A 9042-nucleotide genomic window follows, 5' to 3' on the forward strand; every position below is an offset into this window, starting at 1 on the left:
AGCCGCTGCTGCCGGTACCGGCGGGTGACCACCACGTCGGCCCCGGAGAACGCGGCGTCCACGTCGCCCGAGGAGAACGGCCACACGTAGCAGGTGTTGGTGCCCTTGTCCGCGTGCACCAGGTCGGCGCCGGGGGCGATGGCCCGCTCCATGTCCAGCACCGCCGGGAGCGGCTCGTAGTCGACGTCGATCTCCTCCAGGGCGTCGACGGCGCTCGCCGCGTCCCGGGCGACCACGCAGGCCACCGCCTCGCCGACGTAGCGGACCTCGTCCACCGCCATCGGCGGGTGCTCGGGCAGCACGATGTCGTCGGTGACCGGCCAGGCGCACGGCAGCGAGCCCTGCTCGCCGGCGAGGTCCGCGCCGGTGAGCACCGCGACCACCCCGGGCATCTCCGCGGCCCGGGAGGCGTCGATCCCGGTGATCCGGGCGTGCGCCATCGGGCTGCGCAGGAACACCACCTGCAGGGTGCCGCTGTGCGCGATGTTGTCGGTCCACTCGGTGCGGCCGGTCAGCAGGTGCGCGTCCTCCTTGCGGGGCAGCGCCAGCCCGGTCTGCCGGGCCGGGGCCTCCGGGGCGCTCGTCATGCCGCACCTCCCCGCGTTGCGCCGGCCGCCGTCGGCGCCTCCTCGCGCGCGCTCTGCCGGGGCACCCCGGCCTCGCCGCGCATCTCCGCCGCGGCGTCCAGCACGGCCGCGACGATGTTGGCGTAGCCGGTGCACCGGCACAGGTTGCCCTCCAGGCCCTCGCGGACCTCGTCCTCGCTCGGGTCGGGGTTGTCCCGGAGCAGGTCGATGGAGGCCATCAGCATGCCCGGCGTGCAGTAGCCGCACTGCAGGGCGTGCCTGCGGTGGAACGCCCGCTGCAGGGGGTGCCACCGCCCGTCGCGGGCCAGGCCCTCGACGGTGCGGATCTCGCTGCCGTCGGCCTGGGCGGCCAGGACCGAGCAGCTCTTCACGGACAGCCCGTCCACGAGGACGGTGCACGCACCGCAGCTGCTGGTGTCGCAGCCGATCGGGGTGCCGGTCTTGCCGATGTCCTCACGCAGGTAGTGGACGAGGAGGCGGCGCGCCTCGACCTGGTCGTGGTAGCGCACGCCGTCGACGGATACGCGGATGTCGGGCATGGGACCGAGACCTCCCGGGTCGTGGATCTGGAGATCAACCGGGGGAGCGCTGATGCGCGGGTAGCCGCGGAACAGTACCGACCAACCTAGAACAAAGTGACCTGGACCACTACCCCCCGCGCCGGGCGTCCCGGTCGCGCGACTTCACCAGGGCCCGCGCGATCCCCGCCAGCCCCAGCCCGATCGCCAGCACCGGCAGCACCCAGACCAGGTCGAACCCCCAGTCCCCGGTGCCGCGCACCACGAACGCGGCCCCCAGGCCGATGAAGAGCAGGCCGGCGATCAGCGACCCCCAGTCGGTGCTACGGCGCGACACGGTGCACCTCCAGATCGCCCGCGTACGAGGTGAGGTTGACGACCAGGGTGGGCGGCTCCGCGCCGCCCCCCTTCCCGCCGCCCGCGGGGGCCTCCGGCTCGAAGGTGTTGGCCACCTGCAGCCGGGTCCCCGAGCGCATCCACCCGCCCACCCGGATCTCGCCCACCGCCGCGCTGCCGTTCACCACCACTCGGGCCTGGGGCGGGACGAACACGTCCAGCGCCCCGAAGCGCACGTCGGCGTCGACGTCCACCCGCTCCCCGGGATCCAGCTCCATCCCGGTCAGGTCCAGATCAGCGGTTCCCACGGTCAACCGGTACTCCTCTCCAGCCAGGTCCGCGGCGGTCCGCGGATGCCATTCGGCCCTGCCGAACCGCAGCCCGGTCAGGTCGGTGGCGGAGGAGGCGGCGGTCAGCGCCACCGCCAGCACGCCCGCGGCGACCAGGCCGCGCGGGTCGCCCGCCCACGCTCCGACGAGCAGGGCCGCACCGATGATCACCGCGACGCTCCCCAGGTAGACCGGCCCGGTCTCCGGGCCGAACAGCGTGTCCGCCGAATAGCGGCCGGTGGCGATCATCGCGACCCCGGCCGCCGCGACGGCCGCCCAGAACGCGAAGGCGAGCAGCCGCACGCCCCGGTCGCGCCGGGCCCGCCGCTCGGCCCGGTCGCGCCGCCGGGCCCACCGGCCGGCCCGCGGGCGCGGCACCCCGCACCCGCCGTGCCCGGTCCGCTCGCCGTCCCCGTCCGACCGGTCCCCGCCCGGCTCGTCCTCTCCGTCCTCTTCTCCGCCCCGCTCCGGGGCGCCTCCGCCGCCCGCGTCCGCGCCGCCCCGCCCGGCCACCACCGCCAGGTCGATCGGCCCCGAGGGCGGCTGCGCCCACGGCTGGGCCGGGTTGTAGTAGGCCGGCTTCGGCTCCGGGGCCGGCGCGGCCGGCGGCGGCCGGTGCGCCTTGAGCAGCGACGGCAGCTCGCGGAAGAGCCGCTGCAGGTTGACGCCGCGGTTGCGGGCCGAGAGCAGCCCCAGGATCAGCGGGGTGGCCAGCACCAGCGTCCCCCAGCCGAACCCGCCCACCAGGCTCAGCGCGGTCAGCGCGGCCAGCGCCACGGCCAGCAGCGCCGGCACCGCCCGCGGCGGGATGCTCCGGTTCAGCAGCTGCTCGAACATGGCCGGACCGCCGTCGGCGTCCCGCATGGTCAGCCAGGCGCCCACATAGAGCAGCACCCCCGCGCCGCCGGCCAGTCCGGTCAGCGCGAAGGCGACCCGCCACACCACCGGATCGGTGCCGGTGTAGCGGCCCAGGCCGGTGCAGACACCGGTCAGCACCCCCGCGTCGCGGTCGCGGCGCAGCGTGCCCTCACCGGCCTCCGGCTCCTCGGCCTCCGGCTCCTCGTCCACGGTCCTCACCACGTCTCCTCCACGCCACCATGGTCGCGCCCACCAGCACCGTTTCCCATCCGGGACGACCCTGACCCCACCCTGAGCCGGGCGCGCCCCGCTCCGGGCCCGCTCCGGGCGAGCCCCTGATGCCGCCCCGTCCCACCGCGCGGCATCCTGGTAGTCGAGCACCGGCCACGGAACGGAGAGCGCGACGCGATGGCGGCGGAGACCACGGCGGCCGAGGAGGAGCCCCGGCTGCACCGGGCGCGCGAGGGCCGCCTGCTGGGCGGCGTCGGCGCCGGCCTCGCCCGCCACCTGGGCATCGACCCGGTGGTGGCGCGGCTCGCCCTGCTCGCCCTCGCCTTCGGCGGCATCGGCATCGCCGTCTACGCCACCCTGTTCTTCCTCGTCCCGGCCGAGAACGAGGCGGAGAGCGGGGAGGACGAGCAGGACGCCTCCCGCCGCCGCGGCCGCGACATCAGCCAGCTCCTCGGCTACCTCGCCCTCGCCGCCGGCCTCGGCGTCCTCTTCCTGATCTTCGGCGGCCTGTTCGACCCGCTGCTGTGGTTCCTGGTCTTCGGCGCCATCGGCGCCGCCATCCTGTGGCAGCAGGCCAACCCGGCCCAGCGCGACGAATGGGTCTCGGTCACCGGGATCCGCAGCCGGAAGAGCTGGATGCGCGCGGGCGCCGGCATCATGCTCATCGTCATCGGGGTCTTCGGCTTCCTCGCCTTCCAGCAGCAGCTGCACGAGGCCCGGGCCGGGCTCACCTTCGCGCTGGCCATGCTCGCCGGGATCAGCCTCATCGCCGCCCCCTGGATCGTCGGCCTGGTCCGCGAGCGCGACCGGGAGCGCCGCGAGCGCATCCGCAGCCAGGAGCGCGCCGAACTCGCCGCGCACATCCACGACTCGGTGCTGCACACCCTCACCCTCATCCAGCGCCGCGCCTCCGACCCGCGCGAGGTGCAGCGCCTGGCCCGGGTGCAGGAGCGCGCCCTGCGCAGCTGGCTCTACCAGCGCCCGGCCGACGCGGAGAGCACCGTCAAGGCGGCCCTGGAGCGGGTCGCCGCCGAGGTGGAGGAGGAGCACGGGGTGCCGATCGAGGTGGTCTGCGTCGGCGACGGCGAGATGGACGACGCGGTCCACGCCGAGCTGCGCGCCGCCCGCGAGGCCATGGTCAACGCCTCCAAGTACGCCGGCACCGACACCGTCTCGGTGTTCGGCGAGGTCGAACCGGACGAGGTGCTCGTCTTCGTCCGGGACCGCGGCGACGGCTTCGACCTGGACGCCGTCCCCGAGGACCGGATGGGCGTGCGCGGCTCCATCATCGGCCGGATGGAGCGGCACGGCGGCAGCGCCCGGATCCGCACCGCCCCGGGCGAGGGCACCGAGGTGCAGCTGCGGATGCCGCGGATCGCCGCGGCCGAATGAGGGCACCGCTCCCGGCCGGGCCGCGCGGATGGGTACAGTCCACAGTGTGGGAGACACTGTGGGAGACGGTAAGAGCACCTTCGCCGACGGCGCGGAGGTCCCCCGCGTCGTGATCGTGGACGACCACCGGCTGTTCCGCAGCGGTGTCCGCGGCGAACTGGGCGACGCGGTCGAGGTGGTGGGCGAGGCCGGCGACGTCGACGCGGCGGTCCGGGTCATCACCGAGCACCACCCCGACCTGGTCCTGCTCGACGTGCACCTGCCCGGCGGCGGCGGAGTGGAGGTGCTCCGCAGGGTGCTGGCCAAGCACCCCGACATCCGCTTCCTGGCCCTGTCGGTGTCGGACGCCGCCGAGGACGTCATCGGCGTGGTCCGCGGCGGCGCCCGCGGCTACGTCACCAAGACCATCTCCGGCAAGGAGCTCGCCGACGCCATCGTCCGGGTGGCCGACGGCGACGCGGTCTTCTCCCCGCGCCTGGCCGGCTTCGTACTGGACGCGTTCTCCGCCACCGACGCCCCGCCGATGGACCCCGAGCTGGACCGGCTGACCCAGCGCGAGCGCGAGGTGCTCCGGCTGATCGCCCGCGGCTACGCCTACAAGGAGGTCGCCAAGGAGCTCTTCATCTCGGTGAAGACGGTGGAGACGCACGTCTCCTCGGTGCTCCGCAAGCTCCAGCTCTCCAACCGGCACGAGCTCAGCCGCTGGGCCACCGCCCGCAAACTCGTCTGAGCGCCCCGCCCCGATGCACCGCGGCCCCTCCCCGGAACCGGGAAGGGGCCGCGATCGGGTCCGGCGCCGCCGCTAGCGCAGCGCGTCCATCATCCGCTTGAGGAACGCGTCGCCGTCGACCTCCTGCACCAGGGTGACCAGCGGCCGCTCCGCCCCCTCGGCGGTGGAGAACGGGCGCAGGTCGGCGATGGTCAGGCCGCGGGTGTACTCGCCCTTGAGCTCCACCATGACCGGGCGGTCCACCGACCGGGTGACCAGCGACCGGTCCAGCAGGATCCCGGCGGCCAGCGGGTCGTGCATGGCGCTCTGCCGCACCCCGAACACGCTGCTGTACCAGCCGTAGTAGAAGTCCAGGAACGCGGCGGTCTTCCCGGCGCGCTCACCGGCCAGGGTCTTCAGCTCGTCCAGCCACTCCCCGGGCGCCACCGTCTTCATGGTGACGTCCAGCGCCACCAGGTCCAGGTCGAACCCGGCGGCGAACACCCGCTCGGCCGCCTCCGGGTCGTTGGAGGTGTTCGCCTCGGCCCACGGCGTCACGTTGCCCGGCTCCTGCACCGCGCCGCCCATCACCACGACCTTGCGCAGCAGCGACGGCAGCCGCGGCTCCAGCGCCAGGGCCAGGGCGATGTTGGTGAGCGGGCCGACCGCGAGCAGGTCGATCCCGCCCGGGTTCTCCCGGGCCAGCCGGACCAGCAGCTCGGCGGCGGACTCCTCGACCGGGGAGCCGGCCGGGGCGGGCAGCTCGACGTCGCCCAGGCCGTTGGCGCCGTGCACCGACTCGGCCAGGCTGGGCTCCTGCACCAGCGGCCGCTCGGCCCCGCGCGCGACCGGGACCTCCGGGCGCCCGTACAGCTCCAGCAGCCGGAGCGCGTTGTCGGTGGTGATGTCGACGCTGTTGTTGCCGAACACGGTGCCGACGCCGACCAGCTCGACGTCGGAGTCGGCGGTGAGGTAGGCGAGCGCCAAGGCGTCGTCGATCCCCGGGTCGCAGTCGATGAAGACGCGCACGGGAGCCCCCCAATCGTTTCTCGGGACGGCGGGCGCTCCGGACGGAGCGCGGCCGTTCGCAGGTGGAACGTGGCTGTCGGGGCGAAATGCCCGATCGACCACCCTATTCGACGGCCGGGCGGGCGACGGTATTCCGCCGGGCCTCCCGGAGCGGGGAGGAAGCAGCCCGGGAACCCTCGTAGGCTGGACGGGTGTCCTCTGCAGAGTCGCTCCTCGAAGGCCTGAACGCCCCCCAGCGGGAAGCCGTGACGCACTCCGGCTCCCCGCTGCTCATCGTGGCGGGGGCGGGGTCGGGCAAGACCCGGGTCCTCACCCACCGCATCGCCCACCTGCTCGCCGAGCGCGGCGTGCGCCCCGGCGAGGTCCTCGCGATCACCTTCACCAACAAGGCCGCGGCCGAGATGAAGGAGCGGATCGAGGGCCTGCTCGGCTCCCGGGTCGCCAACACCATGTGGGTGATGACCTTCCACTCGGCCTGCGTGCGGATCCTCCGCCGCGAGGCCACCAGGCTGGGCTACCCGAGCAACTTCACCATCTACGACTCCGCCGACTCCAAGCGGCTGATGCAGCTGGTCTGCAAGGAGCTCGACCTCGACCCCAAGCGCTTCCCGCCCAAGTCGTTCTCGGCCCAGGTCTCCAACCTCAAGAACGAGCTGGTCGACTACGACACCCACGCCGACCAGGCGCAGACCGAGCAGGAGAAGCGGCTCGCCGAGGCCTACGCGCTCTACCAGCGGCGGCTGCACGAGGCCGGCGCGATGGACTTCGACGACCTCATCATGGTCACCGTCAACCTGCTGCAGATGTTCCCCGACGTCGCCGAGCACTACCGGCGCCGGTTCCGGCACCTGCTGGTCGACGAGTACCAGGACACCAACCACGCCCAGTACGCGCTGATCCGCGAACTCGTCGGGGACGCCGGCGCGGAGGGGGCCGCCCCGCCGCCCGAGCTGTGCGTGGTGGGCGACGCCGACCAGTCCATCTACGCGTTCCGCGGCGCCAGCATCCGCAACATCCTGGAGTTCGAGCGGGACTACCCGCAGGCCCGCACCATCCTGCTGGAGCAGAACTACCGCTCCACCCAGACCATCCTGAACGCCGCGAACGCGGTGATCGAGCGGAACGACGGCCGCCGGGAGAAGAACCTCTGGTCCGACCAGGGCACCGGCCCCCGGATCACCGGCTACGTGGCCGACAACGAGCACGACGAGGCGGCGTTCGTCGTCGGCGAGATCGACACCCTCAACGACGAGGGCGCCGCCAAGCCCTCCGACGTCGCCGTCTTCTACCGGACCAACGCGCAGTCCCGGGTCTTCGAGGACGTCTTCATCCGCACCGGGCTGCCCTACAAGATCGTCGGCGGGCTCCGCTTCTACGAGCGCAAGGAGATCCGCGACATCCTGGCCTACCTGCGGGTGCTGGCCAACCCCGAGGACACGGTCAGCCTCCGCCGCATCCTCAACGTGCCCAAGCGCGGCATCGGCGACCGGGCCGAGGAGACCATCGAGCTGTTCGCCGCTCGGGAGCGCACCTCCTTCGCCCGCGCACTGGCCCGCGCGGACGAGGCGCCCGGGCTGGCCACCCGCTCGCTGAAGGCGATCCGCGAGTTCAACGCCCTGCTGGACGAGCTCCGCGGGATGGTGGAGACCTCCTCCCCGGCGGAGCTGGTGGAGGCGGTGCTGCAGCGCACCGGCTACCTCTCCGAACTCACCGCGTCCAAGGACATCCAGGACGAGAGCCGGGTGGAGAACCTGGAGGAGTTCGTCGACGTCGCCCGGGAGTTCGAGAACACCTTCTCCGGCCCGCTCTACCCGGAGGACGCCGAGGAGACCGGGGAGGGGGAGACCGGGGACGGCGCGGAGCCGGACACCGGGCCCGGGGAGCCGACCCTGGTCGACTTCCTGGAGCAGATCTCCCTGGTCGCCGACACCGACCAGATCCCGGACGCGGACGAGGGCGGCGGCGTCGTCACCCTGATGACCCTGCACGCCGCCAAGGGGCTGGAATTCCCGGTCGTCTTCCTCACCGGCATGGAGGACGGGGTCTTCCCGCACATGCGGACCCTCGGCGACAAGCGCGAGCTGGAGGAGGAGCGCCGGCTCGCCTACGTCGGCATCACCCGGGCCCAGGAGCGGCTGTACGTGAGCCGGGCCGCGGTGCGCAGTGCCTGGGGCTCCCCGTCCTACAACCCGCCGTCGCGCTTCCTGGACGAGGTCCCGGGCGACCTCGTCGACTGGCGCCGGGCGGAGTCCTCGATGTCGAGCCTGTCCTCCCCGCGCCCGCGCCGCGAACCGCCGGCGCGCCGCCCGGCCAAGGACGTCCCGCTGCTCAGCCCGGGGGACAAGGTCACCCACGACTCCTTCGGCATGGGCACGGTGATGCTGGTCGACGGCGCCGGCGACAAGACCAAGGCCCGGATCGACTTCGGCGCGGACATCGGGGAGAAGGACTTCCTGGTCAAGTTCGCCCCGATCGAGAAGCTCTGATCGGGAAGCTCTGATCGGGAAGCTCTGAAGACCCGCGGACCTGCGGACCTGCGGACCCGCGGAACAGGCTCGGCGGAGCAGCCCCGCAGGGGACCCGTCTGACGGTCCACCGGGCCGGCGCCCGTGCGGCGCCGGCCCGGTGAGTCCCACTGAGGCCCTCTGGGCCTTCTGGCATCGGGTGGGACATCCACCGGACGACCGGTGGACACGGGGCCGCAACCCGCAGGACGCCTGGGAGACACACCGGGGTTTCCGAGAAAGCGTCCGAAGCACTGCGGGGAGCCTGTAGAGTTGAGTCATCGGCAGGCGGAAGCGGGTCACACCGCGGAGCGGCCGACCTCCACTCCAACGGATGGCGCGAGCACTCGCGGCGGCCTTGTAGGGTGGGAACCACTCCGGAAAACCTCACCGGTCCTTGACGGGTAGGAATTCCTGAGTAAACTGGGAGAGTTGGTCTCGAGCCAGAGCTTCTGATAAGCTCAACGGCGAGGGGCTGGCCCCGAAAAAGCGGAAAGCGCCGCCTCTAGCGGAAGAGCGACCGGCCAGGGAATCTGGCGGGACGGCTCG

7 protein-coding genes and 1 pseudogene are annotated in these 9042 nt (G+C 73.1%); 3 read left to right on the forward strand and 5 right to left on the reverse strand.

All coding sequences use genetic code 11. The features are described 5' to 3' along the window. From D459_RS31515 to D459_RS0112890, 4 genes and pseudogenes are all read right to left on the reverse strand, one after another. Positions 1-587: pseudogene (locus D459_RS31515) on the reverse strand (xanthine dehydrogenase family protein); the annotation flags it as partial. After that, positions 584-1126 (reverse strand): (2Fe-2S)-binding protein, encoded by a 543-nt coding sequence (locus tag D459_RS0112880; protein WP_017593422.1) that lies wholly within the window; start codon positions 1124-1126, stop codon positions 584-586. The pseudogene D459_RS31515 and the gene D459_RS0112880, both read right to left, overlap by 4 nt. Positions 1127-1235: 109 nt before the next feature. After that, positions 1236-1442, reverse strand: a complete 207-nt coding sequence (locus tag D459_RS0112885) for a hypothetical protein (protein WP_017593423.1) — start codon at positions 1440-1442, stop codon at positions 1236-1238. After that, complete coding sequence (locus D459_RS0112890) at positions 1429-2847, reverse strand: PspC domain-containing protein (protein ID WP_017593424.1); 1419 nt, start codon at positions 2845-2847, stop codon at positions 1429-1431. Before D459_RS0112890 ends, D459_RS0112885 begins: the two co-directional genes overlap by 14 nt. Positions 2848-3036: 189 nt before the next feature. Between D459_RS0112890 and D459_RS0112895 the strand changes: the two genes are divergently transcribed. Both D459_RS0112895 and D459_RS0112900 read left to right on the forward strand, forming a co-directional pair. Continuing rightward, positions 3037-4251: an ATP-binding protein gene (locus D459_RS0112895; protein WP_017593425.1), complete on the forward strand. Its 1215-nt coding sequence runs from the start codon at positions 3037-3039 to the stop codon at positions 4249-4251. 28 nt (positions 4252-4279) lie between these two features. Beyond that, entirely contained in the window at positions 4280-4981 is a 702-nt protein-coding gene (locus D459_RS0112900; protein WP_394296693.1) for a response regulator, read from the forward strand. A 72-nt stretch (positions 4982-5053) separates the two neighbouring features. Here the strand turns inward: D459_RS0112900 and D459_RS0112905 are convergent, their stop codons facing one another. Beyond that, positions 5054-5989: a nucleoside hydrolase gene (locus D459_RS0112905; RefSeq protein WP_017593427.1), complete on the reverse strand. Its 936-nt coding sequence runs from the start codon at positions 5987-5989 to the stop codon at positions 5054-5056. A gap of 191 nt (positions 5990-6180) precedes the next feature. Between D459_RS0112905 and pcrA the strand changes: the two genes are divergently transcribed. Continuing rightward, positions 6181-8475: a DNA helicase PcrA gene (pcrA, locus tag D459_RS0112910; RefSeq protein WP_026120338.1), complete on the forward strand. Its 2295-nt coding sequence runs from the start codon at positions 6181-6183 to the stop codon at positions 8473-8475. Positions 8476-9042 lie beyond the last annotated feature (567 nt).

The sequence above is a fragment of the Nocardiopsis potens DSM 45234 genome, from assembly GCF_000341105.1.
Taxonomy (GTDB): Bacteria; Actinomycetota; Actinomycetes; order Streptosporangiales; family Streptosporangiaceae; genus Nocardiopsis_A; species Nocardiopsis_A potens.

What these genes read in the sequence shown, in the direction of transcription:
- D459_RS0112895 (WP_017593425.1), top strand. Translation starts at nt 3,037, where the DNA reads ATGGCGGCGGAGACCACGGCGGCCGAGGAGGAGCCCCGGCTGCACCGG.
- D459_RS0112900 (WP_394296693.1), top strand. Translation starts at nt 4,280, where the DNA reads ATGGGTACAGTCCACAGTGTGGGAGACACTGTGGGAGACGGTAAGAGC.
- D459_RS0112880 (WP_017593422.1), bottom strand. Translation starts at nt 1,126, where the DNA reads ATGCCCGACATCCGCGTATCCGTCGACGGCGTGCGCTACCACGACCAG.